The sequence below is a fragment of the Pandoraea thiooxydans genome, from assembly GCF_001931675.1.
Taxonomy (GTDB): Bacteria; Pseudomonadota; Gammaproteobacteria; order Burkholderiales; family Burkholderiaceae; genus Pandoraea; species Pandoraea thiooxydans.
On the sequence record NZ_CP014839.1, the window covers coordinates 440,700 to 466,875 of the forward strand.

Sequence of the window (26,176 nt, forward strand, 5' to 3'; positions counted from 1 at the left end):
GCCTGAAACAGGATATTCCGTTTTGACTACTGCCATAACCATCTGGATGCAATTCGCGATTTGTGTCCTGACCATCGGAATCGCGGGGCCGGCGCTGTGCCGCAGCGGCGACGTCATTGCGGAGAAGTGCGGGATGTCCGGCAGTTGGGTCGGACTGATACTTCTGGCATCCGTAACGTCGTTGCCGGAGTTGGTGATTGGTGCCAGTGCGGTGACGATTGCAACCATGCCGGACATCGCGGTGGGCGATGCATTGGGGAGTTGCGTTTTCAATCTGGCCATTCTGGTCGTGCTGGATTTTCTGCAGCGGGGCGAGAGCGTGTATCGCCGGGCACGCGTCGGCCACGTGTTGTCAGCCGGATTCGGCGTAGTGCTGATCGGGGTGGTGGGTCTGAATGTGCTGCTCGATCGCAGCGGCATTGGGCTCGGCGTTGGGCACGTCGGCAGCTACACCTTCGTGATTGTCATTTTGTATGCGCTGGCAATGCGAACCGTTTTCTCCTACGAGAAGGAGCATCGCGCGGATTATGTCGAGGAAATCGCCGAACGCTATCCGCAATTGACCCTGAAAAGGGCCCTGCTTCACTATGCGATCGGTGCCGCCTTCATTGTTGCTGCAGGCGTTTGGCTGCCGTTCGTGGCGGGCACGCTCGCCGACACCATGGGATGGAGAACGACGTTCGTCGGCACTTTGCTCGTGGCGGCGGTGACATCGTTACCGGAGCTTGCGGTTACGGTATCCGCATTTCGCCTTGGCGCCCTGGACATGGCGATTGCCAATCTCCTGGGCAGCAATCTGTTCGACATGGCGATCGTTGCGGTGGACGACATTCTTTATACGAAGGGCCCCATCCTGTCCCATGTGTCGCCGATCCATGCCGTATCAGCGCTGTCCGCCATGATCATGACAGGCATCGCCATCGTTGGCTTGCTATATCGACCCAGGAAGCGGCTTTTCGGTGCGATTGGCTGGATCAGTTTTGGCCTGTTTGTCATGTATCTGATTAATTCGTACGTCCTTTACGTCCATTACGAGTGATGCCGAGCGACCCCGATTTGACGCCCCCGGATGACGCCATTGCGACATGGCACATGCAAAGTGCCGAGACCGCCGCCAGGCGGCTCGGGTCGGATATCGCACGGGGGCTCGGGCACGAGCAGGCGGCGAGCCGTCTGCTTGAGCACGGTCGCAACGAGATCGCCGAGGCGCGGCGGCGCAGCGTCGCAGCAATGATAGCCGCGCAGTTCTCCGACGTCCTGATCCTGTTTCTGTTTGCCGCGGCAATCGTATCCGGTCTCATCGGTGACATCGAGGACGCCGCGGTGATTCTGATGATCGTATTGCTCAACGGCGTCATCGGCTTTTTCCAGGATTTCCGCGCCGAGCGGGCGATGGCTGAACTGAAGCAGCTGGGCGCCTACAAGGCGACGGTCGTGCGAGACGGGCAGCATGCGACGGTGGCGGCGGCCGAAATCGTGCCTGGCGATATCGTCCTGCTGGATGCCGGGGCGGTGGTGCCGGCCGATCTGCGCCTGGCCGAGGCGCCGGGACTTCGGGCGAGCGAGGCCGTGCTGACCGGTGAGGCGATTCCAGTCGAAAAAATCACCGTCGCGCTAAGCGACGCGATGCTGCCGCTGGCCGATCGCGCCAATATGTTGTTCAAGGGCACTGTCGTGACCTACGGGCGCGCGCGCGGCGTTGTAGTGTCCACGGGCATGCAGACGGAAATAGGCAAAATCGCAGCGCTGCTCGATGCGGTGCCGACGGCCCCGACGCCCCTGCAAAAACGTCTCTCCGTGTTCGGCCGGCAGTTGGCGCTCGGCGTGCTGGTCATCTGTGCGCTGATTTTCGCCGTAGGCATCGTCCGGGGCGAACCGGTGTTGCTGATGACGCTCACCGCGCTGAGTCTTGCGGTGGCGGCGATTCCCGAGGCGCTACCGGCCGTGGTGACCGTGATGCTGGCGCTTGGCGCGCGCGCAATGGCTCGCAGGGCTGCGCTGGTGAGGCGATTGCCGGCAGTCGAGACGCTGGGGTCGGTGAGCTATATCTGCACCGACAAGACGGGCACATTGACGCAAAACGAGATGCGCGTGGTGGAGCTCTGTGCGATCGGCGAGCGTCGTCGCCAGCCGGACCAAAGCGACGGCGGCAACCCGCGCGCGCAGTTGCTGACGGCGGCAGCCCTATGCAACGATGCCGGGCGTGACGCAAGCGACGCGCCGATTGGCGACCCGACGGAGATTGCAATGTGGCGGGTCGCCCGTGAAGCCGGGTTCGATAAGCAGGCGTTGGAACAACAGATGCCGCGCTGTCTCGAGTTGCCGTTCGATTCGGAGCGCAAACGGATGACCACGGTACATCGCGCTGGCGCGGACTTTGTCGCTTACACCAAGGGCGCCCCGGAAATCGTGATGGCGCGTTGCGTCGACGTGGCTGGGCGCAAGGGCGAGGCAATCGACCGGCCAGCCCTGTTGGCCGCCGCTCGCGCGATGGCCGCCGACGGGCTGCGCGTGCTCGCCGTTGCGTCTCGTCACTGGGTGACATTGCCCGATACCGACGAGAGCGACACAATCGAGCAGGGCCTCACATTGCTCGGCTTTGTCGGCATGGAGGATCCGCCTCGTCCCGAGGCGAGGGCGGCCGTGGCGACCTGCAAGGCGGCCGGCATTACGCCAGTGATGATTACCGGAGATCACCCCGTGACAGCACAGGCAATTGCCAGATCGCTTGGCATACTCGGCGACGGCGACCGGGTGCTGACCGGTCGGGAGCTTAGCGCTGCCTCGGACGCGCAGTTGGCGGCGATGATCGACGAAACCAAGGTGTACGCGAGGGTCGATCCGACGCAGAAAATCCGCATTGTGCAAGCCATACAGGCAAGCGGCAAGTACGTCGCGATGACCGGCGACGGCGTCAACGATGCGCCCGCACTCGCCTGCGCGGATATCGGCGTGGCGATGGGGAAAACGGGCACCGACGTCGCTCGTGAGGCAGCCAGCGTGGTACTGCTGGACGATAATTTTGCCTCCATCGTGGCGGCGGTGGAAGAAGGGCGGCGCATTTTCGACAATATTCGGAAGTTCATCCGCTACGCGCTGGCTTGCAACGCCGCCGAAATCTGGGTGATTGCGCTCGCCCCCGTGATGGGCCTGCCGCTTCCGCTGCTGCCGATTCACATTCTATGGATCAATCTGGTCACCGACGGCCTTCCCGGACTGGCCCTGGCGGCGGAGCCGGCGGAGCAGGGAGCGATGCGAAGGCCGCCCCGCGCGCCCGATGAGAGCCTGTTCGCGCATGGCCTGTGGCAACACATCGTGTGGGTGAGTCTTCTGATGTCGGGCATATCCCTGTTGACCCAGGCCGGCGCCATTCACCTGGGAAGCGCGCATTGGCAAACCATGACGTTCACGGTGCTGGCACTCTCGCAAATGGGGCACGTACTGGCGATCCGCTCGGAGCGGATCTCATTGTTTCAACAGGGGCTCGGCTCCAACCGGCCGCTGTTGGGCGCCGTGCTGCTCACCATTGCCCTGCAATTGCTGGTGATCTATGTGCCGGTGATGAACACGGTCTTCAAGACGGTGCCGCTGACGTTGCCGGAGCTGCTTGTGTGCCTGTGCCTCTCAAGCGTCGTATTCGGCTTTGTCGAGATCGAGAAATGGCTGATACGCCGGCGCTGGATCTACCAGTGATAGAGCAGGCGCGTCAGTCAGAGCCGTCGCGCGGCATCCTCGGACGCCGCAGGCGCAGCCGGTGCTCGCTGATGGCGAGATCCCAATCAATACGTGTCAGCAGAAATATCAGTCCGAGAAAGATAAGCTGGGTAACGATAAAGTACCCACCCAGGTATTTGCCTTCGAGACGTGTTTCGGTGTCGAGGTAAGCGTGAGCGAGCTGGGCGAAATGCGCCCAGGCGGCGTAGCTTGCGAGGCGCCCGAAAAAGAACGGCACGGCGATAAGCCACAGGCGCATCCTGGTCAGGCCATAGGCGATGAACAGGTAGTTCGATGGAAACGGACTGAAGGCGTACAGCAGGAGCGCGGCGGCCGTTACCGCCTTTCTTTTTTCGAGCCATACCTTGACGACGTCGATGTTTTGCCGGTCGGCCTCGCGCATCAGATGACCCCGCACCAGCCATGTCGAGCTGCGTGCGAGCAGCAGGCGCCCGGTTGTCGCGGCGCTGGCGGCGACGATGGCCAGCAGCAGCGGGTTGCGCTCGGGCTGATGGAAGCCGATCCACGACATCGCCATCCATGTCGGCGGCGCGAAGGCCGGGATGACGTTGAGCAGAAAAACGGCGAGGAAGAGTTCGGCGACGGCAGTCAAGGGAAGTCTCCTGGGCCCGCTTGGGCGCCGCTATGCAATTTGGCTCAGGGAGCGGCGAAAGCGCCGCAGGGAAATGGCAAACAGCACCGACCCGATGACCAGCAAGGCGAGAAACGGCTTCCAGACGACATCGATGCCCGCGCCGCGGTACAGGATTGCCTGTCCCACTTCGACGAAATGCGTCGTGGGTGCGGCAAGCATGATATCTCGCACGATCGCCGGCATGCTCTCGCGGGGTGTGAGGCCGCCGGAGAGCATCTCCATGGGAAGCAGCACCAGCACCATGAGCATGCCGAACTGGGGCATGCTGCGTGCCAGTGTCGCCATCAGAATGCCCATCGACGTGGTGGCGAACAGATGCAGTGCGGCGCCCAGCAGGAACAGCGCCATCGAGCCTTCGATCGGTACGTGCAGCGCGCCGCGCACCACGAAAGTCAGAGAAAATGCGGCGGCCACCAGCACCACCAGACCCATCGACCATACCTTGGCCAGCATGATCTCGACGGGAGTCACCGGCATGACCAGCAGGTGCTCGATGGTGCCGTGCTCGCGCTCGCGGATGAGCGCCGCGCCAGTCAAAATGATGGAAAGCATGGTGATGTTGTTGATGACTTCCATCAGTGCGCCGAACCACGAATGGTCGAGATTCGGATTGAAACGCATGTGTACCGCCAGATCGACTGGCGGCGCCGTGGTGGCGCGGTAGTGCTGAAGAAACGCATCGACCTCGCTGCTGACGATCTGCTGAATGTATCCGCTGCCCGTGAATGCCTGGCTCATGCGCGTGGCGTCGACGTTGAGCTGAATCTGGGCGGACTTGCCGGCGAGGATGTCGCGCTGGAAGTGGGGCGGAATGTCGAGCGCGAAAGTATAGTCGCCCGCATCCAGACCGCGGTCCACCTGGGCCGGCGTAATCATCAACGGTGCCTTGAATTGCGGCGGAAAGAATGCCGCCGCAATGCGCGTCGATAGCGGCGAGGCATCCTCGTCGACGATCGCGATGGGGGCCAGGTGCAGCGTATCGGGCTGCGCGGTGGCGGCTGCATAGATCGCCGCGGTGAACGTATAGACAATGAGTACCAGCAGGAAGGGGTCGCGCAGCAAGCTCCAGAATTCCTTCAGGCCCAGCCGGTAGATGTTCGATAGCCTGCGCATGATCATTTCTCCTGCTTTCTGAGCAACAGGAGCGTGGCGCCAAGCACGACCGGCACGGCGGCGAGCAGCGGCCAGAATTGAGCGTGCAGGTCGCCGAACCCCAAGGCCTTGTTGATCACGCCGCGACTGATGGTGAACATGTAGGTCGTGGGGTAGACCATTCCGATCAGTCGTCCGCCGCCCTCCAGCGACGACAGGGGATTGATCATGCCGGAGAACTCGACCGCGGGTATCAGCGTGCCGATCAGGGTAAAGAACATCGCAGCGACCTGGCTGCGCGTGAAGGTCGACGCCAGCAACCCGAAGCCGGTCGAGATGATATTGAAGATCAGCGCGGCTGCGAACAGGGTCGCAAAGCTGCCCTTGACCGGCACGCCGAACGCGTATCTGGCCAGCAAGGTCATCAGCAGGAAGTTCAGCATGGCCAGGGCGACGTAGGGAACCTGCTTGCCGAGCAGGAATTCGCCGCGGGTGACCGGCGTGACATAGAAATTGATGATCGAGCCGAGTTCGCGCTCGCGCACTACCGCCAGCGCGGTGAGCATCGAAGGCAGCATCATCAGCAATAGGGGGATGACGGTGGGCACCATGGCCGGCATGCTCTTGACGTCCGGGTTATAGCGAAAGCGCGTTTCTATGTCGAGCGGCGAGGATGGCGCGGCACCGAGCCGGTGCAGGGCCTGATCGAGCAGCCAGGTTTGATGCATGCCCAGAACATAGCCACGAATCGTCTCGGCGCGCTGCGGCATGGCGCCGTCGATCCACACGCCGATCTGAGCGGGGGTGCCGCGCCGCAGGTCGCGCGAGAAACCGGGCGGAATTTCGATGGCCAGCGATAGCCGGCCGCTGCGCATGCGGCTGTCGAGATCGCGATAGCTCGACAGCGGGGCCTGTTCGCGAAAGTAGCGTGAGCCCGCGAGGCTCGATACGTAATCGCGGCTCAGTTCGGTGTGGTCCCGATCGAGCACGGCGAAGCTCAGGTGTTCGACGTCCAGACTGATCCCAAAGCCGATCACAAACATCAGCACGAGCGAGCCGAGCAGGGCCAGCGCCGCGCGCAGCGGATCGCGCCGCAATTCCAGGGCTTCGCGCCACATATAGGCCAGCGCGCGCGCCGGGCTGAAACGCTGACGCCGCGCAGCCTCCTCAGTGGCTGCCGCGGGCGCGTCGATCGCCGCCGGCGGAGCGATCTCCCCGCCGGTCGACTGGCCGATCGCCTCGCTCAGGTAATCGATGAATGCCTGCTCCAGCGATGCGGCGCCGCGGGCCTGGATCAGCTCGCCGGGCGTGCCGCTGGCCAGGACGCGCCCGGCATGCATCAGCGAAATCCGGTCGCACCGCTCGGCTTCGTTCATCATGTGCGTCGATATGAAGATCGTCACCCGGTCCCGATGGGCCAGCTTGATCATCAACTGCCAGAAGTTGTCCCGCGCGATGGGGTCGACGCCCGAGGTCGGTTCGTCGAGTATCAGCAACTCTGGCTGGTGCACCATGGCCACGGCCAGCGACAGGCGTTGGCGCACCCCCAGCGGCAGGCGCTCAGGCAAGACATCGAGCACGTCGCTCAGGCCGAAGCGTGCCGACATGTCGGCCACCCGACCGGTGATCTGCGCCGGCGGCACATTGAACAGGCGCGCGTGCAGCGCGAGATTCTGGCGTACCGTCAGCTCGCCATACAGCGAGAAGGTCTGCGACATGTAGCCGACCCGCCGGCGCGTGTCGATGTCCTCGGGGGCGACTTCCTGTCCGAGCAGCCGCGCCGACCCGCCGCTGGCCGGCAGCAGGCCGGTCAGCATTTTCATGGTGGTCGATTTGCCGCAGCCGTTGGAGCCGATAAAGCCGAAAATCTCGCCACGCCTGATCTGGAAAGTGACGCGATCGACCGCGACGAAGTCGCCGAAGCGCATGGTCAAATCGCGCGCCTCGACCGCGATGTCGGCGTTCTGCAATGCCTGCGCGCGACTCGCCGATGGGCGAACATGGCCCTCTCGGCGCGCCGGCGGCAGCAACTCGATGAACGCTGTCTCCAGCGAGGCCGCGCCGGTTTGGGCGAGCAGCGCCTGCGGCGTGCCGGTCGCCAGCACCCGGCCGGCATCCATCGCCACCAAGAGATCGAAGCGTTGCGCCTCGTCCATGTAGGCAGTCGATACGATCACGCTCATTTGTGGGCGAGCGGTACGAATCTGCGCGATCAAATCCCAGAATTGCGCGCGCGCCAGTGGGTCGACCCCGGTGGTCGGTTCGTCCAGGATCAGAAGATCCGGGTCGTGAATCAGCGCGCAACACAGGCCGAGCTTCTGTTTCATCCCTCCGGAGAGTTTGCTCGCCGGGCGCCCCAGAAACGGGTACAGGCCGGTGCTGCGCGTGAGTGCGTCGATGCGGCGGCGCTGCTCGGCCGCGCCATGGCCGAACAGGCGCGCAAAGAATCGCAGGTTTTCCTCGACCGATAGGGTCGGATACAGGTTTTTACCCAGCCCCTGGGGCATATAGGCAATACGCGGGCAGACGTTTTCGCGGTGATGCCGCGATTTCATGTCGCCGCCCAGCGTCTGGACGTGGCCCCGCTGAATGACGCGGGCGCCGGCGGCCAGCGCGAGCAGACTCGATTTGCCGACACCGTCGGGTCCGATCACACCGACGATGGCAGCCGCGGGTATGTCGAGCGTGACATTGTCGAGCGCGATGGTTTTGCCGTAGCGCAGGCCAGTGTCGCGGAATCGGACCACCGGCTGGCTGGGCGCGGCGGTGTTCACTGCGGAACCTTCAGCGCCAGACTGGCCGGCCAGGCGACCTTCGGATCGACTTTGACCCAGGCCACGCCCGGCAGGCCGGTTTTCACTTGAGAGAGGTGTCGCCGCAGCAGATCCGGATCGAGGCGCGCCTTGACCCTGAACATCAGTTTTTGCCGTTCACTGGCGGTTTCCACCGTTTTGGGTGTGAATTGGGCGGTACTCGAGACGAACGTGACGCGCGCGGGCAACACGTATTCGGGCGCCGCGTCGAGGATCACGCGCACCTCGGCGCCCTGTGCCACGCGTCCCGCGACTGTCTCGGGCAGGAAGAACGTAATGTAGACGTCCGACAGATCGACCATATTGAGCACTTTGCCGCCGGCCGGCAGCACTTCTCCGGGTTCGGCTACCCGATACTGAACGCGCCCGTCCCGGGGCGCGGTCAGTTGGCTGTCGACGATGTCGGCTTGCACGCGCGCGACAGTGGCCTGCGCGGCTTGCACGGCCGAGCGCGCTCCTACCAGCTGGGCGCGGGCCGCATCGATGGCGGCCTGCGCGGCGGCGACCTGGGCTGTGGCCGCACCGACGGCAGCCTGCACGCTGCGCACCCTGGCGCGATCGTCGTCGAGTTCCTGCAGCGAAGATGCGCCTTCGCGAGACAGCGTTTGCGAGCGGGCGAGCCGGCGCTGAGCTGCGTCCAGTTCGCTTTTGCGCTGCGCGACCACCGCCTGTGCGACTGCTTTGTCGCTCTGGCGCTGCGCGACCTGGGCTTGCATGGCCAGTACGGTGTCGGCGGCCTGTTGAGCCCGCGCGCGCGCCTCGTCCAGTTGCGCCTCGAGCACCTGCACTTGCATCCTGGCCAGCAGTTGCCCCGCTTTCACGAAATCTCCCTCGTTCACGAGAATTGCGTCCACTCGCCCTGGGAGCTTGGTCGCCACGTCGATCTCGGTCGCTTCGATGCGGCCATTGCCGCTGACCAGGCCCGCGGTACGGTTACCATCGCGCCACTGCTGCCACGCGTAGTAGCCGCCAGCTGCGGCCGCCGCCAGCAGGATCGCAAGCAATAGGAATTTTCGATTAATGGAAGTCATGGCGAGACGCCCCGTTGGTTTGGCGAGTCATGGCGGCTCGGGCCGCTGGCGTGGTCGGCGCGGGACGCATCGCCCCCGAGAGCGACAAAAAGCGCGACGCGGCTCTCGAGCAGAGCGCGGCGCGTCTGGATCAATTGCTGCTGCGCGGTGAGCATATCCCGCTGTGCATCGAGCACTTCGAGAAACGGCGCTGCGCCACTGTCATAGCGCAGCTTGGCCAGGCGCGCCCGTTCCGTTTGCGAGGCCAGCGTGTCGCGTTCGATGCGGATGCGCTCGCTTAGCCAGTGCGCCTTGGCCAGGGCGTCGGCCACGTCGCGAAATGCCGCCTGAATGGACTTTTCGTATTGCGCTACGGCCTCCTTTTCTCGCGCGCGCGCCAGCGCCAGATTGCTGCGATTGCGGCCGGCATCGAAAATCGGTACCGACAGGCTGGGCACGAAGCTCCAGATGGCGCTGCCGCCCGAGAACAGATCCCCCAGCGCGGTGCTGCCGGCGCCAAACGTGCTCGTCAGTGCGATGCGCGGGAAAAAGGCGGCCCTGGCCGCACCGATATCCGCATGTGCCGCGCGCAATTGATGTTCGGCGGCGACGATATCCGGGCGGTTCTCCAGCAGATCCGAGGGCAAGCCGGCGCCAGGCGGCAGTACGCTGTCGTCATTGAGCGAGTATTGGGCTGGCCGCAGAGCCGCCGGCGCGCCGACCAGCAAATCCAGGGCGTGAGCGGCCAGCGCGCGTGACTGTTCCAGCTGCGCCGATAACGACTGTGCCTGCTGCAACAGGATCTCCGCTTGCGTGAAGTCCAGTTTCGAGATCGCGCCGACCTCGTAGCGACGTCGAAAGATGTGCAGCGATGCCCGGCGGCTGGCAATGGTCTGCTGTGTCAGCGCGATGCGCTCGTCCAGTTCGCGCAGCACCAGAAAGTCGTCGGCCACCTGCGCGATCAAACTGAGCCTGACGGCCCGGCGCGCCGCGGTGCTGGCAAGAAATAGTTCGAGCGCCGCTTCCTTGAGGCTGCGCACACGACCCCAGAAATCGAGCTCCCAACTGCTTTGCGTCAAGGTCAGATCGTACAGGCTGGCGGTCAATGGCTGACTGCTCAGAATGCCGCCAGGCGCGTGAAAGCGAGCGTAGGTTGCGCCACCGGCAATGGTGGGCAATTGGTCTGCGGCGCGCACGCCGTAGGCGGCGCGTGCCTCTTGCACGCGCTGCGCGGCCACGCGCAGGTCGCGGTTGTGCGCCAGGGCCTGGCCGATGACGGCCTGCAAATCGGTGTCGACGAAATAGTCGCGCCAGTCGATCGGGGCCGCGGCGGCTTGATTCGGCGGCGTGGTATCGACCGGGTAGCGGTTGGGCACCGGCAGCGGCGGGCGCTCGTAAGGCGGTACCAACGAGGTGCATCCGGCACACGCGGCCAGCAAAACGATCAGCGCCGCGGCAAGCGATGCGCGTGCGCCGGGCGCAGGGCCCTGCCGTGGCAATTTGCCAGGAGACGGAATGCCTCGTCGCATGGTGAGTGTGGTTTGCAGTGATCGGTTGTGGTGCCGCGGCGGGCCGGGCACTCGAAGCGCGCGGTTCCGGGCCCGGTGCGCGGCGTCAACGGCCGGCCCGGCTTGGCGATGCCGGATAGCTCGTTTATAGCCGAGCGGTGTTGGCCGGTCATGATATTTGTCAATGAAGTTGCTGCGCTGCGGCACTCTCCCGTGTCTGGGGCCAGCCGGCAGCGGTGCGAAAACATCGGACTACGACCCGAGAGTGGCATTCTCGCGCCGGCGCACCACGGGCAGGTCCGGGGGCGGCGGCCGGCCACTGGCTGCCGCCCGGCGCGCTACAATGCACGCTGTCTTATTCTGTACGCGCCGCGTGGCGCGGCAAGGACCTGTCGTGGAACAACCCAGCCCGCTTTATCTTCAGTTGCTCGGCGAGACCGCGCGCATTGAATGGCGTGAACTGGAGAAATTTTTCGCGCGCGGCGTACTGCTGCACGTCGGGCGCGAACTCGACCTGGTGTCGGTCGCCGAGGCGATCGCCAGCGATGCGTCCGAGCAGGTGGCAAGGTGGCTGGCCGGCGGTCTGATCGAGCGGATGTCGGCCGACACCGCCGCCGATTTTGCCGGCCGCTCGCCGTCGCTGTGGGCCGTGGTGGTGTCACCGTGGGTGCTGGTGCAGGAGCGCCAGGCGTGAGTCCCCACAGCGCTATCGATCATCAATAGACGGACGGCTCGCCGTGCGGGCGCGTTTTGAAGCGGCGATGGACCCAGTAGTACTGCTCTGGCATGCGGCTCACCTGCTCTTCGAGAAACGCGTTCATGCGGCGCGCGTCGTCCTGGAGGTCATGACTCGGATAGTCGGCCAGCGCGGCGAAAATCGTCATCTTGTAACCCTGGTAGTCGGGCAGCACTTCGGTCACGAATGGCACGACCCGGGCGCCGCTGGCCCTGGCCAGGCGAGCGATCGATGTCAGGGTGCAGGCCGGCACGCCGAAGAACGGCACGAACAGCGAGTCGCGATGGCCGTGGTCCATGTCGGCGGCGAGCATCACCGGTTTGCCGCGCTTCAATGTCGCCAATGTCCTGCGCGCGCTGTCGGCGCGCGAAATCATCTCCGCGCCGAACCTGCCACGTTGTCGTTTTGCCAATTGATCGACGAGTTGGCTCGACATGGGCGTGTAGAGCGAGGCAATCGGGTTGGTTAACGAATACATCATCGAGCCCGCCTCGATCGCCACGAAATGAAAGCCCATGTAAATGGTCGGCGGCGGATCGGCTTCGCTCAAATCGATGGCGCTCTCGACGCTCACCAGCTTGCCGATGGCGCGCCGGCTGCCGAACCACTGGATCCCGCGCTCGACATAACTGCGGATCACATGGCGAAAGTTTGCCAACGCAAGTCGCTCGTATTCCTGCTCACTGCGGTTCGGGAAACAAAGCCGCAGATTCGTGTGAACGATGCGCTTGCGTGAGCTCGGAATCCTGTAAAGGAGTGTCCCCAAGGCGCTGCCGAGTCGTGCCGAGACACCGTAAGGCATCAACGCAAGAATGCGCAGCAACCCCAGCGCAAACGCGAATCCGATTCGCTTCGTGAGCCGCCCGATGGCTACCATGGGCCGAGCCAGCCTACAGATCGGCGATCGTCTCGTTGGGCACCTGGCCGTCGATGATGCCGCGCCCGTGTGCCTCCGCTGCGCGCTTGGCTTCGCCGAATGCGCTGAACACGGTGGCAGGCGAAAGCTTGAATACGCGGCTGTTGGCTTGCGTAGGTTCCGCGCCAGCGCGGATCAGCTTGACGGCGACGTCATACCCCTCCGAATGCCGGGGCTTGCTGCCGTCGGCGCTGCGATTGGGGTAGACCAGCGCCTGGATTTCGAAACCTTTGTAAATCGGCAAGACGGTAGTGAACATGACGGAAGCTCCGTGTGCCCCGTGCGGGGTGTCGATCGGCCGACAATGGGCCCGCGCCGCGCATCGCGCCGCGGGCGGTCAAAATTCGGAAGAGCGCAGGTTGTGGGTGTGGCCCATGGCGGGCTGTTTGCGCATTCGCACGACAATCTGGCGGAGCGTGCGGGGCGGGGCGTTGGCAGACCGCTGCCACGAATGGCGGGCGGAGGCCGACAGCCGCGCCATTCTGCATCGATTGCCCGGGATTGGCAACACAATTGAAACTATCGGACGGCGCCCGAGATGCGGTCCATATTGCTCGCGTACTCCGGACTTAACGCTGACATGATGTTTGGTTAAACTCGCGCTTTCGAGATTTCCCGATCGGGGCGCCCCATGTCCAGGCTTGCCGAGCGTCGCGCTCTAGTGTGGCTTTTGTCCTTGCTGGCCTGTGCGGTACTGGTGGGCGTATCCATTCTCTGGCTCGATCGCCCGTTGTCGAACTGGGTGCATCGCACGACTTACGGTAATCCGCTGGTGATTCGCTTGAGCCAGATTCCGGATCCGCTGTTTGTGCTCGCATGGCCGGGCCTGTTGCTGGCCGGCGCAGTATCGCTGTGGCGTCGCCGCTTCGATGGCGCGTGGGCGAGCCTGGCGCTTTGCTCGGGGAGTGTGGCGCTGGTGATGCTGATCAAGAATGGTTTGAAGGTGATCGCCGGGCGCACCTGGCCCGAGACCTGGATCAACAATAACCCGTCATTCATTCGCGACGGCGCCTTCGGCTTTCACTGGTTCGCCGGCTGGGATCGCGCCTACGCATCGTTTCCCTCCGGCCATCTCAGCGTGATGCTGGCTTGTTGCAGCGTGTTGTGGCTGCGCCATCCACGTTGGCGCTGGCTGTATCTGCTGCTCATCATGCTGACCGCGGTCGGCCAGCTCGGCGCCAATTACCACTGGCTGAGCGACGTGATCGCCGGCGCGTTTCTGGGCACGGCCACCGGCTGCTTCACCGTTTGGCTGGCCCGTCGCCAGGTCCATTCATAGCGCTCGCGCGTCTCATGAAATCGACTCGATATGGGACGACTGCGCGTAGACGCGTCCGAACCGATTGGACAGGAACTCAGGCAGCGTGATCTGCTCCTGACGGATCAATCCGTGCTGTGGCAATCTCCCCTCGCGGAACAGGTCGAGAGCGGCGCACACGCCTGCGGCGGTGGCAATCTGGATCGCGCTGGCGGTGTGTCCGCGGTCGTGCTCGGCGAAGATTTTCCGAGCGAACACTTCCTGCGTGAGCGCGCCGTTGCGCAAGCCTTCGGCGGTGACGAACACCAGCACGACGTCCTGCATGGTCGATGGCACCGCGCGGCGCAAAATTCCCTTGAGATTCTCCGGATCTGACTTGAGCTGGAGCTCGTCGAGCAGCACGCTCATCAGGGCCCGATGGCCGGGGTACCGGACCGATTTGTAATCGAGGTTGCGTACTTTGCCGGCCAGCGTGTCGCACAGCGTGCCGAGTCCACCCGAGGTATTGAACGCTTCGTATTCGACGCCATCGAGCGAAAAGTGCTCCATGCCCTCGAGCGGCAGCAGGGTGATCGGCTCGCCGTCGCGAATTGCCTCGCAAGGGCGACAGTACTCGTTGATGAGGCCGTCGACGCTCCAGGTCAGGTTGTATTTGAGCGAGTTGGTCGGAAAGGCCGGCAAGGCGCCCACGCGCAGCTTCAGATCCTGCACGGCGTCGAAGCGTGAGGCCATGTCGTGCGCGACGATCGAAATAAAGCCCGGCGCCAACCCGCATTGCGGCATGAAGGCGGTGCGCGCGTTCGCTGCCAGACGGGTAATCGCATGCGTGGCGGCAACGTCTTCGGTCAGATCGAAGTAATGGCAGCCGGCTGCCGCGGCCTGGGTTGCCACGTGAACCGCCAGCGAATAGGGCAGGGCATTGACGAGCGCGTCGTGTCCGGCCAATGCCTCGCGCAGCACGTCGGGCCGATCCAGCGCCAACGGTTGCATGGCCTGGCCTTGCTTGAGCGATTCGGCGGCAGCCGATAGCGCCGTGGCATCGCGGTCCATCAAGGTGACGTGATAGTCGCCGCTGGCGGCGAGGATGCGGGCGATTGCGCGGCCGATATGGCCGGCGCCAAGCAGTGCGACTCTCATGGCGATCTCCTTTTCTTCCCGCCATGACGACGAGGCACGGCATGACGGCTTGTGCTCAGTGTAGAAAGGAAGTGCGATGAAATGTAGGATGATTTCGACGATATGCTCGGCTATGATGGACTTATGACAGGATTTTTTGTCGAATCGTCAATTGGAGCGCTGCGATGGCCATGACTTCCCTCACGCTGGATGAACTCGACCGCAATCTGCTCGCGCAACTGCGCGTCAATGCGCGGGAGAGCGCCGCCAATCTGGCACGTCGTCTCGGGGTCGCGCGCACCACCGTGCTGGCTCGCCTGAGCCGGCTCGAGCGTCATGGCGTGATTGCCGGTTATACCGTTCGCCTTAGCCAGGACATGCCCGGCGGGGGGCTACAGGCCTGCGTCGGCATCTCGCTGCAGCCACGGGCCGGCGCCGATGTGTTGCGCCGTCTGTCGAAAATGCCTGAAATTCACCTGCTGTGCACGGTCAGCGGCGAATTCGATTATGTGGCATGGCTGCACACGGCCTCGCCCGAACAGCTGGATGCGCTGCTCGATGAAATCGGCGAGATCGACGGCGTGACCAAGACCACCACGTCGGTGGTGCTGGCGCGCAAGATCGATCGCGGCACGGTGCTGCCCTGACGCGGGTGCGTGGGCGGGGTAATTGGAGTAGCATGACGTCCGTCCATCCACCCCGTGCGCCAGCCGACGATCCGTCGCGGACCGCGTGCACATCCCCCCACCCTCCGGTCATGAACGACAATCAGAAAACCGATAACACCAAGGGCTTCACGATCTTTGTCGTGGTGTTCATTCTGCTGCTGATCGGCAGTCTGCTGTTCCTGGCGTTGCGCAGCAAGCGCGAGTACGACGCGCAAAGTGCCGGCTACGCGACAAGCGCCGCCGGTACCGGCCAGACTGCGCCTGGGACCGCCAGTCAGGCACAGTAATTTCGCCTGAGACCGTCGTACGGTGTGACGCGGGCGGCGGTCGATGTGCCAATCAGGACTCATCAGAGCAAGAGGTTTGTCTTCCATTTACCTTGGTGCTACACTTCCGAATTGAGAATAGTTACTATTAACATTTTCTTTTGGGAGTGCGTATGCGAATTGCTTCATGGGTTGTCTCCGCTTGCCTGATTGGCGCCATGGCCACGGTTCAGGCCGCCGAATATCCGATCGGCAAACCTCAGATTGCCGGAGGCATGGAAGTCGCGGCGGTTTATCTGCAGCCGGTAACGATGGATCCTCCGGGCATGATGCGCAAGGCGGAGGACTCGGACATCCACCTCGAAGCCGATATCCACGCGGTCAAGAACAATCCGAACGGTTTTGCCGAGGGCGACTGGATGCCGTACCTGGTGGTCAAGTTCGAATTGACCAAGCAGGGCAGCAAGCAGGTGCTCAAGGGTGACTTGATGCCGATGGTCGCGAGCGATGGGCCGCACTACGGCGACAACGTCAAGCTCATGGGCCCGGGCAAGTACAACCTCAAACTCACGGTGCTGCCGCCGTCGGCCAATGAGCATGCGCATTTCGGCCGCCACGTCGATAAGGAAACCGGTGTCGGTCCGTGGTTCAAGCCTTTCACCACCTCGTACGACTTTGTGTTCGCGGGCATAGGCAAAAAGGGCGGTTATTGACAGTTCGGCGCCGGGCGCGCCGCAGCCAACCGCGGCGCGCCCGGCGCCGCTTGCATGGGAGTGAGTTAAATGATTAAGCGTGTGGGCCGTCTGGCCGTCGCGAGCGGTGCACTGGTTTGCCTGCTGGCTGGCATGGCGCCGGCGGGCGCCGCCGATTTGCCGACGTTCCGGCTGGAGATGCAGGACGGCAAGCTCAATCCAGCCAGGATCGAGGTGCCGGCCGGCAAGCGGATCAAGATCGAGGTTCACAACACCGGCAAATCGGCGGTGGAGTTCGAGAGCATCCAGTTGCGCAAGGAGAAGGTGCTGGCTCCCGGCGCGCAATCGTTTGTCGTGATTGCGCCGCTGTCGCCCGGCGAATACAAGTTTTTCGACGATTTCCACATGCAGACGGCGCAAGGTGTGATTGTCGCCAAATAAGCGCCGGTGCGGTGCGAGTATCAATGAGAGGATGCGATGGGTCAGGTCATGTTCATCGTCTGGCGCGAGAGCGTCGAAGCGTTACTGGTGGTCGGGATCCTTTATGCCTGGCTGAGGAATGGCGGCGAGTCGGCACGCAAGGGCGTGCCATATCTGTGGGCCGGCGTGGCGCTGGGGATCGCGGCGGCCATCGGGCTGGGCGCGGCGTTGCTGGGATTCACTGAAATCCTGTCGGGCGATGCCCAGGATTATTTTCAGATCGCCATGGTGCTGGTTGCCGCGGTGTTGATCGTGCAGATGGTGTTGTGGATGAAGAAGCACGGACGCACCCTCAAGCGCGATATGGAGGCCTCGCTGCAAAAGAGCTCCGAGTCGTCCAATTGGTGGGGCGTACTGGTGCTGGTGGCGCTGGCGATTGCGCGCGAAGGCAGCGAGACTGTGATCTTCCTTTATGGCTTGGGTTTCGGCCAGGGCGGCGCGATTTCCGGGGCAATGGTGGCGGCGGTGCTGATCGGCCTGGGCCTGGCTTTGCTGACCTTTTACCTGCTTCAGCTGGGCGGGCGGATTTTTTCGTGGCGGCTGTTTTTCCGCGTTACCGAGGTGATGCTGCTGTTCCTGGCAGCGGGCCTGCTGATGACCGGCATCGACCGCCTGATTTCGCTCGGATTGGTGCCCACGCTCGGTGACCAGGTATGGAACAGCGCGGCGCTGCTCGACGACGCCAGCCCGGCCGGCAACCTGATTGCCACGCTGACCGGCTATCGCGCTCATCCGGCGGTAATGAACCTGCTCGTGTACGCCGCGTATTGGGCGGTGGTCTGGCTGTTCCTGCGTCGGGCGCAGCCCCAGGCCAGGCCGGTGCGCGCCGCATGAACACGCTGTCGGCGCGGCCGAGCCGGCTGGCTCGGCTGGGGTTGTGGATGCAGCGCAATGGCGCGCTGATTCGCGGCGTGCAATGGGTAGTCGTGGCCGTGTATGCGGTATTGATCCTGGTGCCGGCCTTCACGCCGCTGCCGGGCGAGACCGCACATATCTGGTCGAATCTGACGCTGTTCGCGCAGTTCGTATTCTGGGGCATCTGGTGGCCATTCGTGCTGGTGAGCATGGTGTTGCTCGGGCGCGTGTGGTGCGGTGTGCTGTGTCCCGAGGGCGCATTGTCGGAATGGGCCAGCCGGCATGGGCGAGGCCGCTCGATTCCGCACTGGATACGCTGGGGCGGCTGGCCGTTCGTGGCGTTTGCCGGGACTACGATCTATGGTCAGATGGTCAGCGTCTACCAGTATCCCAAGGCGGTGCTGCTGGTGTTGGGCGGCTCGACCGTGGGCGCGATCGTGATCGGCTATCTGTATGGTCGCGACAAGCGTGTGTGGTGCAAGTACCTGTGCCCGGTCAATGGCGTGTTCGCCCTGTTGTCGCGGCTTGCGCCGTTTCACTTCAAGGTCGATGAAGAGGCGTGGCGCGCGTCGTACAAGACCAACGGGCACAAGACGATCCCCATCAACTGCGCGCCGCTGGTGCCGATGCGCAACATGAAGGGCGCCGCGGCGTGTCACGCATGCGGGCGGTGCGCCGGGCACCGCGGCGCGATCGCCTTGACGCTGCGCACGCCCGACGAGGAAATCGTCAAATACGGGCAAAGCCACAACAACAGCCTGTGGGACAGCGCCTTGCTCCTGTATGGCTTGCTTGGCATTGCCATCGGTGCGTTTCACTGGACCGTCAATCCGTGGTTCGTGCAAATCAAGCAGGCAATAGCAACCTGGTTGATCGATCGCAATATCATGTGGCCATTCGATGCCACCGCGCCCTGGTGGGTCTTCACGAATTACCCGACGCAAAACGACGTTTTCAGCTGGCTCGACGGCTCTCTGGTGGTCAGCTATATCGTCGCCAGCGGGCTGCTCACGGGGACCTTGCTGGCACTGTTGTTCGCATTGGCCACTCGCGCGCTGGGGCCGTGGCGCACGGTGCGTTTCAACCACCTGGTGCAGGCAATGATTCCGATCGCCGGGTGCGGGGTGTTCATCGGCCTGTCGGCGACCACGGTCAACCTGCTGCGCGGCGAGCACTTGCCGGTGTACTGGGCCAACCCCGTGCGTGCCGCGCTGTTGACGGCCACGACGCTGTGGAGCCTGTGGCTCGGCTGGCGTGTGACCGGGCAGCACGGCGCATCGATGGTCAGGCGTCTGGCCAGCATGGCGGGCGTTATCGCCGCGCTCGCGCTGGTCAATGGTCTTTGGCTGCTGATGTTCTGGATCTGGTAGCGGCGGGAACCGCGGGTGGCGGGATAGTCGAGCCGACCCGGCGCGCCTGCTCGGTGCTGGCCAGCCCCATAAAAAATGCGGCGCACCGCAGTGCGCCGCAAAGTGCCTCAGGGGTCGGGCTCGGAGAAATCACGGTGGAGCAAAAAAACGGCTTGGCTGGCGTGCAATGCGGGTAGAGAAGGGGCTGCCGTAACTACATGGGACTGCATTGCATTCGCTGGCTACTGCCAAACACCTCGCGTAGAGGTGGTCCCCACAAAACTCGGTACGATGGCTTGCCCGGCCTGAAGACGGGGCCGGACAGGCCGGATTCATTTCGTCAAAATCAGTTTGCCGTAACGCGTGGCGCGCAACTGATAGGTCTGGCCGTTATGTGTAATGCCGACGCACGACGTACCGCGCAGCAGCTGATCGCTGCTGAGCAGGCTAGGCCCATCGACAGTGACGGCGGGCTCGGCCTTCTTCGCCGGCACCGACAGCGTGCGACGCGGCGTGATAGATGGGCTCGGTGTGTTGGCTCGTCGCGGGAGATTCTGGTAGAGCGTCACTTGAGTCATGGCGATGTCCATTGAGCTAACGTTGGATCAAATATAAATGAGAATCATTTCTATTTGAAATAGAAAATATCCATCCGCTCCCTTGGCTCATAGCGAGCGCCTAACGGCGCAGCGGTGTTCAGTCGAGCCGTCCGCTTTGCGCGTATTCGCGGATTCGGCGCACCGTGTCGATGTCGGCCTCGCGATAGGCGGATTTGACGAACTCGCTATACCGCAGCGCCTCCGCGTCGCTGTTTTCGGGCAACGTGGTGGCGTAGCTAAAACGCACGAAAAGGCGCGTCTGCGAGGGTTCTTCGATGGCCATCGTCAATGTGCCGCCGGCATGCTGGTCGGTCGCGGCGGTCTCATAGCGCACTTGCTGCAACGGTTCGAACAAGACACGGTCCTTCACTACCGCCTGTCCATAATGCAGTTCGCGCTCGAGCAGGGCATCGGTGCGGTGGTGAATCACGCATTCGTCGAGCCCCAGCACGAACAGCTCGGGTTGCTCGGCGCGCAGCACCAGGCCGCGCCAGAGCTGTTCGCGGCTCAGGAGGTCGATCAATGGGTTGAGCGGGTCGTTGACTTCGATCAAATGTTCGTACTGCAAGATAATCTCCTTCGGCGCGCCGGCCGCTTATGCTGCCAGTTCGCTGGCGATGTCGATGTGTCCCGACAGAATCTTGTGGACCGGGCAGGCATTGGCGATCTGCAGCAGGCGTTCGCGCTGCTCGCCGGACAGCGGGCCATGCAGCGCGATGCGGCGCGTGATCGCGTTACCGTCGGCCGGCTTGCCGGCAGGGTTCAGCGCGAGCGTGACATCGACGCCTTGCAGCGGCCAGGCCTTGCGCCTTGCATACATCGTCAGCGTAATCGAGGTGCAGGCGCCCAGGCTCGAGAGCAGCAGGCTGGTGGGTGTAGGCGCCAGGTCGCTGCCGCCGAGTTCCGCCGGCTCGTCGGCCTGCCATTGATGGATGCCGTCGCTCAGCGCGGTGGTAAAGCCGGTCTCGCCAAGCTGCGCGGTGACGGTAAGGTCGGTCATGTCTGTCGATCTCCGGGATAGGAATGTCGGTGTTGCGGCACTGCCGCCGCGCTATATGAGCGCGGCCGACGATGCCCGCATTGTCTCGCAAAAGCGCAGTCCGGGCAGCAGCAATTTGCGCCAGGCGGCTCGGCCCGGCCGGCCGCTGCCGGGGCTGCGCCAGCGGCCATATCAGGACTGCCCGCTGGCTGGATCCGTCAGGCGCCCGGCGTGGAAATCGGCGTAGGCGCGCTGCACTTCGCTCATGGTGTTCATGACGAACGGGCCATAAGCGGCCACCGGCTCATCGATCGGCACGCCGGCATAGACGATCACGCGCATCGATTCGTCGCCGGCGCGCAGCGTCAGCGTGTCGGTCGCATCGGCGCCGACGTCGACGTCGCCGGGTTCGAACCACGCCGCGTCGGTGGCGCTGACACGGGTTGGCTCGCCACCGGCCACGCCGCTGCCTTCGAGCACGTAGGCAAAGCCGCGAAAGCGCGCCGGCAGTGTTTGCTGCCATGCCGCGCCGGGGGCGAGCCGGATGTCGAGCAAATGCAACGGCCACAGGCTACTGTGGGCCTGATCCACGGCCTGTGCGCCGGTGCCGGCCTGCCCGGCGTAGACGCGAACTTCGACGCCCGGCGCACGCCACACCGGCGTGTCGGCCAAACGCTGGTCACGGTAGCGCGCGGGCGTCATCTTGCGTACGGCGGGCAGGTTCAGCCAAAGCTGCAGCGTATGCGCGAGCGCCTCGCCATGCGGCAGTTCGCTGTGCAGTACGCCGCCGCCGGCGGTCATCCATTGCACGTCGCCGGCATGCAGCACGCCATGGCTGCCGGTGTGGTCGCGATGTTCAATCGCGCCTTCCAGTACCAGCGTGACGGTCTCGAAGCCGCGGTGGGGGTGGGTCGCGAAGCCGCCGGGCGCGCGGAACCAGTCCTCCATCAGCAGCAGGAACGGGGATTGACCGGGGAAATCGCGCGGAGCGACCACCATGCGGTTTTGCTCGACCTGATCGGTGGCACCGCCTCGCGAAGCCCGATGCACGATGTGAATCATTTTTTCCATGGTGTCGCTCCACTGCGACGGGAGAGGCCGATGAAACGTTTCATCGGCAGGCGTGCAGCAACAACGATTGTATGGGCGAGGCGGTGGCTCTTTAAGGCCGCGATCCAGGAAAGATTGTTCTGTTAATGGAACGATCCGGTCGACGCGCGGGCATTATGCGTGCCGACGGCATCATCTGTTTGGCCGGGCTGGCATGCCTGGGTGCGATGGCCGCGTATTCGGGATCGAGCCTGGTTACCTGGGTTGCGGCTGTGTCACGAAGCCGAGCTGAGTCACGCCGTTGCTTTGCGCTTCCGACATGATCTGGGCGACTTGCTCGTAGCGCACGCCGCGATCGATGAACAGATGCAGTTGCGGCACCGGCCTGGCCTGTCCGGCGGCGGCGAGTTTGCTCAGCAGCGCGGTGTGATCGACCGCCGCGTTGTTCCAGAGCACCGTGCCATCGTCCCGCACGGTCAGATCGACCTTGCTCGGCTGGGTGTCCTCCGGCTGGCTGTTGGCTTGCGGCAGGTTGACCTTGACCGCCTGGTTGATGACTGGCAGCGTCACCAGGAAAATAATCAGCAGCACCAGCATGACGTCGACCAGCGGCGTCATGTTGATCTCGCTCATCAGCTCGCTTTCATCGTCGTCGCTGTACGATCCCATCGCCATGAGGATGCTCCTTGACCGGTGGTGCGGTTACTGGCTCGCACCGGCACCCGATCGGGGCACCGCGCCGAGTGCGGCACCGCTGGTGAATTGGGGCGCATGAAGGCTCGCGCCAGTGACGAAAAACGCGTGCAGGCCATGGGCGAAGCGATTCAATTTAGCCAACACGGCCCGATTGCCGCGGGTCAGGGCGTTGTAGCCGAGCACGGCGGGAATCGCCACGAACAGGCCGAGGGCGGTCATGATCAACGCTTCGCCGACCGGGCCGGCAACATGCCCGATGGACGTCTGGCCACTGGCGCCGATGGCCAGCAGCGCGTGATAAATGCCCCACACGGTGCCGAACAGTCCGATGAACGGTGCGGTGCTGCCGATCGAGGCCAGGATCGCCAGGCCGCCCTGCATGCGGGCGACGCTCTCGTCGACGGAGTTTTTCAGGCAGCGGGTGACCCAGTCGCTGATGTCCATGCGGTCATGCAGGCGCGGCTGGGCCTCGCGATGATGCTCGGCGGCGTCCTGGCCGGCCAGGGCCAGCGACAGGAATGGATTGTCACGTGCATTGCCCAGGCATTGCAGGCCGGAGGAGAAATCGCCGGCCTGCCAGAATGCCTGCTCGGCGTGTTGCGTCAGGCGTCTCATGCGCCACAGGTATCCGGTCTTGATGACTATCACGGTCCATGACAGCACCGACATCCCCAGCAGAAGGGCGATCGTCGCGTGGGTGACGAAGTCGCCCTGCTGCCAGACGTGGCTGAAACCGTACTCTTGCATTTCGCTATCCTCGAAAACGCCGAATTTCGACTCAATTATCCAGACTATCCAGACGGAACGTGTAGGGCTTGATGGCAGCTGCCTTGACCGGCTCACCGTTGCTGCGCGGCGGTTCGCAATGCATCGCCAGCGCGGCGTCCCGGGCGGCCTGATCCAGGCGCGCCGACCCGCTCGATGCGATCACCTTCGCTTGTTCTATCGTGCCGTCCTTGTCGATGATCAGACGCAGCCGGACGGTGCCTTCCTCCCCCAGGCTGGCCGCCTGTCGCGGATAAACCGGCGGGCTGCCCGCGCAGCTGACCTTCAGCCCCTCGACCGGCGCACTCGACGCGGGCGCCTCGATTGGCGCTGCCGGGCGGCTCGGTCCGGGCACCGCGGCGCCCGGCGCCGACACGGCTCCCTCGGCTTCAGTGGCCTGGCGCGGGGCCGGCGCGGCCTGGGGCGCCGGCGACGATGGCGCGGGCTTGGTCGCCGGTTCCGCGCGTTTGGTGCGCACCGCCTTGGGCGCCGGCTTGGGCCGTGCCGATGGCTTGGCGGGCGCCGGCGCGTTGGCCGAGGGGGAGGCTGGTGCGGGTCGCGGGGCCATCGGCAACAGCGTTGCCGTGATCACTTGCGGCGTGACTGTCGCCGGCGCGGGAGGCGGCAAATGGCGCAGCAATAGCAGCGCGCTGGCGTGCAGCAAGGCGACGATCACGAAAACCCGGATGGCGCGCGGCGATACCGTCCGCGTGCGGGACGTACGCCTGCGCCGGGGCGGCAGCGGCAGACTCGACATGTCAGCGCATTTTACGACCGCGCCGGCATTCGCCACGGTGGTCGTCGCCCAGGGCAGGTAAGGGTATCAGCGGCGGAACAGGAAAAAAGAAATGCATAGCGTCGCGACAAAACCAATGAGCAATTCCATCTCGGTCTCCCACAGGGTAAGCACAGAGTTACTGGCTGGCCGTGGGCGCGCGAGAGATATCGCTATGCCGAGTCTGGCTGGCTGTCCGGTCACACAGCATCGACAGCCGAAGCTGCGATGGACGGCCGCCGAGGTGCGCTGGCGGCACGAGAATCAAGGTGGGCCGTTATGCCGAACGGCCCATGATACACGCGGATGCGCGCCGCAGTCGATTTGGCCGAATGTGAGCGGACATTGGCGGTGCGCGCCCGCTCAGGCGACCAGCGTCGCTTCGCGCGACTCGGCGCGCTGCGTCGCGACCGCCTGACTCGCGGGGCAACCCGTGCAGGCGGTGCCGCAAGGGGCGCCGTCGAGCATTTCGCGCACGTAGTCCTCACATTTGCCGCAGCATAGCGCCACGCCCAGATCGACCTGGAGTTCTTCCAGCGACGTGGCGCCGGCGTCCACACAGGCTTTGATCTGGCGGTCCGAGACGGATTTGCAAACGCAGACAATCATGACAGACACATTGAATGAAATACTAATGAGAATAATTATTATTAATTTCTTCGCGCATTGCAAGTGCGCAATGCAGTAACTACGTTAGCCTTGTGGTTATTGATTCAGCGCAGGCAAGGGGATTTCGATGGCTTCGGCCGTTGCATCGAGCTGCAGCCATTGATGCGCCACGCGTTGCAGCAACGCGGCGTCGGCCGTGGTGCACAGCCGAACGGTGCCGGTTGTGCCGGCGGGCTGGCGCAGGTCGTGCTGGTCGAGCTGGCGCAGCAATTGGCGGGCAATCGCCTCGCCGGTGTCGATCAGCGTCAGGCCGTCGCCGGCAATGCGGCGAATGGCGGGTGCCAGGAAGGGGTAGTGCGTGCTGCCCAGCACCAGCGTGTCGGCGCCGGCGGCGAGCATGGGGTCGAGATATTGGTGCAGCAGCGCCTCGACTTCGGGGGAGTCCAGGTCGCCCATTTCGATTCGCTCCACCAGGCCGTGGCCGGCGCGGCAGACAAAACGGCAGCGATCGCTGAATTCGGTGAGCAGGCGCTGGAATTTGGCGCTGCGCAAGGTCGCTGCCGTGGCCAGCACGCCGACCACGCCGCTGCGTGAGGCGAGGGCGGCGGGCTTGACGCCCGGCTCGACCCCGATGGCCGGCAGCGTGAAGCGGGTGCGGAACGCGCTGATCGCATGGGCGGTTGCGGTATTGCATGCCACCACCAGCGCCTTGGCGTGCTGATCGCACAGCCATTGGCCGATTGCCTCGCTGCGCTCGGCAATGAAGGCGTCGCTGCGCTCGCCGTATGGCGCATAGCGGGAATCGGCGCAGTAGATCAGCGATTCCTGCGGGGCCAGCGCGCGGATGGCGCGCAACACGGATAAACCGCCGAGGCCGGAATCAAAGATGCCGATGACGTCGGAGCGAGACATGGCGATGAACGCAAATGGGCAGTGGGGGGCGATAAAAAAGCCGGTCGCGGCCGGCTTGTGGATTTTACCCGAAACGGATTCGGGCTGGCGCTCAGGATTCGGGCGAGCCCATGCCCGACTGCAGATAGTTCTGCAGGCCGACCTTGTCGACCAGTTCGATTTGCGTCTCCAGCCAGTCGATGTGTTCCTCGGTGTCGTGCAGGATCTGCGCGAACAGGTCACGCGAGACGTAGTCGCGCACGGATTCGCAATGGGCGATGCCTTCCTTGCAGGTCGATTGCGAGATGCGCTCGAGCTTCAGGTCGCACGCCAGGATTTCTTCGGTGTTCTCGCCAATGAGCAGCTTGTGCAGATCCTGCAGATTGGGCAGCGCATCGAGCATCAGGATGCGTTCGATCAGCTTGTCGGCGTGCTTCATCTCGCCGATCGATTCGTCGTATTCGTGCTTGCCGAGCTTGTCGAGGCCCCAGTGTCCGTACATGCGGGCATGCAGGAAATACTGGTTGATGGCGGTCAACTCGTTCTTGAGCTGGGCGTTCAGGTACTCGATGACTTTCTTGTCGCCTTGCATATCGTGTTCCAAAGATGAGGACAAAAATGAAGATCGGCGCTAAACGATAGCGCGCTTTACCTTGAAAGCCAAGCCGGGCGGGGTGTTTTGTG

General features: G+C 63.9%; 28 protein-coding genes. 10 read left to right on the plus strand and 18 right to left on the minus strand.

Features of this window, described 5'->3' with window-relative positions; translation table 11 throughout:
• The first annotated feature begins 22 nt into the window (after window positions 1-22).
• Both PATSB16_RS02030 and PATSB16_RS02035 read left to right on the plus strand, forming a co-directional pair.
• The gene (locus PATSB16_RS02030) at window positions 23-1,039 is read left to right on the plus strand and encodes a sodium:calcium antiporter (RefSeq protein ID WP_206093661.1); all 1,017 of its coding nucleotides are present in this window, start codon (window positions 23-25) and stop codon (window positions 1,037-1,039) included.
• A 53-nt stretch (window positions 1,040-1,092) separates the two neighbouring features.
• Window positions 1,093-3,693 carry a cation-translocating P-type ATPase gene (locus PATSB16_RS02035; protein WP_047216190.1) on the plus strand — a complete coding sequence of 867 codons (2,601 nt, stop codon included), beginning with the start codon at window positions 1,093-1,095 and terminating at the stop codon, window positions 3,691-3,693.
• 13 nt (window positions 3,694-3,706) lie between these two features.
• On the opposite strand, the gene PATSB16_RS02040 is transcribed toward PATSB16_RS02035, so the two are convergent.
• The 5 genes from PATSB16_RS02040 to PATSB16_RS02060 are packed head-to-tail and all read right to left on the minus strand — an operon-like array spanning window position 3,707 to window position 10,813.
• Entirely contained in the window at window positions 3,707-4,327 is a 621-nt protein-coding gene (locus tag PATSB16_RS02040; RefSeq protein ID WP_047212404.1) for a hypothetical protein, read from the minus strand.
• Between the two features lie 30 nt (window positions 4,328-4,357).
• Window positions 4,358-5,482 (minus strand): ABC transporter permease, encoded by a 1,125-nt coding sequence (locus PATSB16_RS02045; RefSeq protein ID WP_047216191.1) that lies wholly within the window; start codon window positions 5,480-5,482, stop codon window positions 4,358-4,360.
• 2 nt (window positions 5,483-5,484) lie between these two features.
• Window positions 5,485-8,235: a ribosome-associated ATPase/putative transporter RbbA gene (rbbA, locus tag PATSB16_RS02050; protein ID WP_047212405.1), complete on the minus strand. Its 2,751-nt coding sequence runs from the start codon at window positions 8,233-8,235 to the stop codon at window positions 5,485-5,487.
• The gene (locus tag PATSB16_RS02055; RefSeq protein WP_047212406.1) at window positions 8,232-9,305 is read right to left on the minus strand and encodes an HlyD family secretion protein; all 1,074 of its coding nucleotides are present in this window, start codon (window positions 9,303-9,305) and stop codon (window positions 8,232-8,234) included. Before PATSB16_RS02055 ends, rbbA begins: the two co-directional genes overlap by 4 nt.
• The gene (locus tag PATSB16_RS02060; RefSeq protein WP_047212407.1) at window positions 9,302-10,813 is read right to left on the minus strand and encodes an efflux transporter outer membrane subunit; all 1,512 of its coding nucleotides are present in this window, start codon (window positions 10,811-10,813) and stop codon (window positions 9,302-9,304) included. The genes PATSB16_RS02055 and PATSB16_RS02060 overlap by 4 nt, the downstream gene beginning before the upstream one ends.
• 322 nt (window positions 10,814-11,135) lie before the next feature.
• Between PATSB16_RS02060 and PATSB16_RS02065 the strand changes: the two genes are divergently transcribed.
• Window positions 11,136-11,486 carry a DUF2288 domain-containing protein gene (locus tag PATSB16_RS02065; RefSeq protein WP_083566641.1) on the plus strand — a complete coding sequence of 117 codons (351 nt, stop codon included), beginning with the start codon at window positions 11,136-11,138 and terminating at the stop codon, window positions 11,484-11,486.
• Between the two features lie 22 nt (window positions 11,487-11,508).
• Here the strand turns inward: PATSB16_RS02065 and PATSB16_RS02070 are convergent, their stop codons facing one another.
• Window positions 11,509-12,405 carry a lipid A biosynthesis lauroyl acyltransferase gene (locus tag PATSB16_RS02070; RefSeq protein WP_047212409.1) on the minus strand — a complete coding sequence of 299 codons (897 nt, stop codon included), beginning with the start codon at window positions 12,403-12,405 and terminating at the stop codon, window positions 11,509-11,511.
• A gap of 13 nt (window positions 12,406-12,418) precedes the next feature.
• Window positions 12,419-12,703, minus strand: coding sequence for a hypothetical protein (locus tag PATSB16_RS02075; protein WP_047212410.1), 285 nt, complete (start codon window positions 12,701-12,703; stop codon window positions 12,419-12,421).
• A gap of 372 nt (window positions 12,704-13,075) precedes the next feature.
• Here PATSB16_RS02075 and PATSB16_RS02080 point away from each other — a divergent pair, with 372 nt between their 5' ends.
• On the plus strand, window positions 13,076-13,723 hold the full coding sequence (locus PATSB16_RS02080) for a phosphatase PAP2 family protein (protein WP_083566642.1): 648 nt from the start codon (window positions 13,076-13,078) through the stop codon (window positions 13,721-13,723).
• A gap of 12 nt (window positions 13,724-13,735) precedes the next feature.
• Here PATSB16_RS02080 and PATSB16_RS02085 read toward each other — a convergent pair whose 3' ends face one another.
• Complete coding sequence (locus tag PATSB16_RS02085; protein WP_047212411.1) at window positions 13,736-14,839, minus strand: saccharopine dehydrogenase family protein; 1,104 nt, start codon at window positions 14,837-14,839, stop codon at window positions 13,736-13,738.
• A gap of 170 nt (window positions 14,840-15,009) precedes the next feature.
• Here PATSB16_RS02085 and PATSB16_RS02090 point away from each other — a divergent pair, with 170 nt between their 5' ends.
• From PATSB16_RS02090 to PATSB16_RS02115, 6 genes are all read left to right on the plus strand, one after another.
• Window positions 15,010-15,465, plus strand: coding sequence for an Lrp/AsnC family transcriptional regulator (locus PATSB16_RS02090; RefSeq protein WP_418303890.1), 456 nt, complete (start codon window positions 15,010-15,012; stop codon window positions 15,463-15,465).
• Window positions 15,466-15,575: 110 nt separating this feature from the next.
• Complete coding sequence (locus PATSB16_RS02095) at window positions 15,576-15,773, plus strand: hypothetical protein (RefSeq protein WP_047212413.1); 198 nt, start codon at window positions 15,576-15,578, stop codon at window positions 15,771-15,773.
• Window positions 15,774-15,925: 152 nt separating this feature from the next.
• On the plus strand, window positions 15,926-16,465 hold the full coding sequence (locus PATSB16_RS02100) for an iron transporter (RefSeq protein ID WP_047212414.1): 540 nt from the start codon (window positions 15,926-15,928) through the stop codon (window positions 16,463-16,465).
• Between the two features lie 69 nt (window positions 16,466-16,534).
• Window positions 16,535-16,885: a cupredoxin domain-containing protein gene (locus PATSB16_RS02105; RefSeq protein ID WP_047212415.1), complete on the plus strand. Its 351-nt coding sequence runs from the start codon at window positions 16,535-16,537 to the stop codon at window positions 16,883-16,885.
• A gap of 36 nt (window positions 16,886-16,921) precedes the next feature.
• Complete coding sequence (locus PATSB16_RS02110) at window positions 16,922-17,758, plus strand: FTR1 family iron permease (RefSeq protein WP_047212416.1); 837 nt, start codon at window positions 16,922-16,924, stop codon at window positions 17,756-17,758.
• The gene (locus PATSB16_RS02115; RefSeq protein WP_047212417.1) at window positions 17,755-19,149 is read left to right on the plus strand and encodes a 4Fe-4S binding protein; all 1,395 of its coding nucleotides are present in this window, start codon (window positions 17,755-17,757) and stop codon (window positions 19,147-19,149) included. The genes PATSB16_RS02110 and PATSB16_RS02115 overlap by 4 nt, the downstream gene beginning before the upstream one ends.
• A gap of 311 nt (window positions 19,150-19,460) precedes the next feature.
• Here PATSB16_RS02115 and hemP read toward each other — a convergent pair whose 3' ends face one another.
• From hemP to bfr, 10 genes are all read right to left on the minus strand, one after another.
• Window positions 19,461-19,706 (minus strand): hemin uptake protein HemP, encoded by a 246-nt coding sequence (hemP, locus tag PATSB16_RS02120; protein WP_047216193.1) that lies wholly within the window; start codon window positions 19,704-19,706, stop codon window positions 19,461-19,463.
• Between the two features lie 118 nt (window positions 19,707-19,824).
• Window positions 19,825-20,295: an SRPBCC family protein gene (locus PATSB16_RS02125; protein WP_047212418.1), complete on the minus strand. Its 471-nt coding sequence runs from the start codon at window positions 20,293-20,295 to the stop codon at window positions 19,825-19,827.
• A 27-nt stretch (window positions 20,296-20,322) separates the two neighbouring features.
• Complete coding sequence (locus tag PATSB16_RS02130; RefSeq protein WP_047212419.1) at window positions 20,323-20,727, minus strand: OsmC family protein; 405 nt, start codon at window positions 20,725-20,727, stop codon at window positions 20,323-20,325.
• Between the two features lie 171 nt (window positions 20,728-20,898).
• Window positions 20,899-21,777: a pirin family protein gene (locus PATSB16_RS02135; protein WP_047212420.1), complete on the minus strand. Its 879-nt coding sequence runs from the start codon at window positions 21,775-21,777 to the stop codon at window positions 20,899-20,901.
• A 234-nt stretch (window positions 21,778-22,011) separates the two neighbouring features.
• Window positions 22,012-22,431 carry an ExbD/TolR family protein gene (locus tag PATSB16_RS02140; RefSeq protein WP_047212421.1) on the minus strand — a complete coding sequence of 140 codons (420 nt, stop codon included), beginning with the start codon at window positions 22,429-22,431 and terminating at the stop codon, window positions 22,012-22,014.
• Between the two features lie 27 nt (window positions 22,432-22,458).
• The gene (locus PATSB16_RS02145; protein WP_047212422.1) at window positions 22,459-23,199 is read right to left on the minus strand and encodes a MotA/TolQ/ExbB proton channel family protein; all 741 of its coding nucleotides are present in this window, start codon (window positions 23,197-23,199) and stop codon (window positions 22,459-22,461) included.
• Window positions 23,200-23,230: 31 nt separating this feature from the next.
• Window positions 23,231-23,974 (minus strand): energy transducer TonB, encoded by a 744-nt coding sequence (locus PATSB16_RS02150; RefSeq protein WP_083566643.1) that lies wholly within the window; start codon window positions 23,972-23,974, stop codon window positions 23,231-23,233.
• Between the two features lie 381 nt (window positions 23,975-24,355).
• Window positions 24,356-24,601: a (2Fe-2S)-binding protein gene (locus PATSB16_RS02155; protein WP_047212424.1), complete on the minus strand. Its 246-nt coding sequence runs from the start codon at window positions 24,599-24,601 to the stop codon at window positions 24,356-24,358.
• Between the two features lie 96 nt (window positions 24,602-24,697).
• Window positions 24,698-25,513, minus strand: a complete 816-nt coding sequence (murI, locus tag PATSB16_RS02160) for a glutamate racemase (RefSeq protein WP_047212425.1) — start codon at window positions 25,511-25,513, stop codon at window positions 24,698-24,700.
• Between the two features lie 91 nt (window positions 25,514-25,604).
• On the minus strand, window positions 25,605-26,084 hold the full coding sequence (gene bfr, locus PATSB16_RS02165) for a bacterioferritin (RefSeq protein WP_047212426.1): 480 nt from the start codon (window positions 26,082-26,084) through the stop codon (window positions 25,605-25,607).
• Window positions 26,085-26,176 lie beyond the last annotated feature (92 nt).